Here is a 608-nt window from a genome sequence, read left to right on the forward strand (position 1 = left end):
TGCCGACATCCGTTGCCAGGTCGTAACCGGCGATCGTCCCATCGACATCGGTCGCTGCCGGAACCTGCCCGCTGAGAACGCTGTTCTCGCCGGTAGTCTGGATATCGGCGACGGCCACCGGGGCGTCGTTGGTACCGGTGACGGTAATGGTGACCGTCTTCGGTGCACTGACGCCGCCATCGTTATCGGTGGCGGTGTAGCTGAAGGTGACGTCGCGACTTTCGCCTGCGGCCAGACCATCGAAGTCAGTGCCGGGGGCGAAGCTGTAGGAGCCGTCGGCATTGAACGTCAAGGAGCCGTTGCCCTGACCTACGCCGGTGTCGAGCGCGTAGCTGGCGATGGTGCCATCGACATCCGTCGCTGCAGGAACCTGGCCGGTCAGCACAGTGTTCTCGCCGGTGGTTTGGGTGTCAGCGACTGCCACCGGCGCGTCGTTGGTGCCGGTCACGGTGATGGTGACCGTCTTGGGCTCACTGACGCCGCCATCGTTATCGGTGGCGGTGTAGCTGAAGGTAACGTCGCGGCTTTCGCCCGCGGCGAGACCGTCGAAGTCGGTGCCGGGGGTGAAGGTGTAGCTGCCGTCGCTATTAAAGCTGAGGCTGCCGTTG

The 608-nt window shown here is 64.3% G+C and carries 1 protein-coding gene; it reads right to left on the reverse strand.

The genetic code is table 11. The features are described from left to right. On the reverse strand, positions 1–608 hold a 608-nt coding region (locus BTW07_RS19170; protein ID WP_144077025.1), incomplete at both ends, for a tandem-95 repeat protein.

It is taken from the genome of Salinicola socius, assembly GCF_001937195.1.
Taxonomy (GTDB): Bacteria; Pseudomonadota; Gammaproteobacteria; order Pseudomonadales; family Halomonadaceae; genus Salinicola; species Salinicola socius.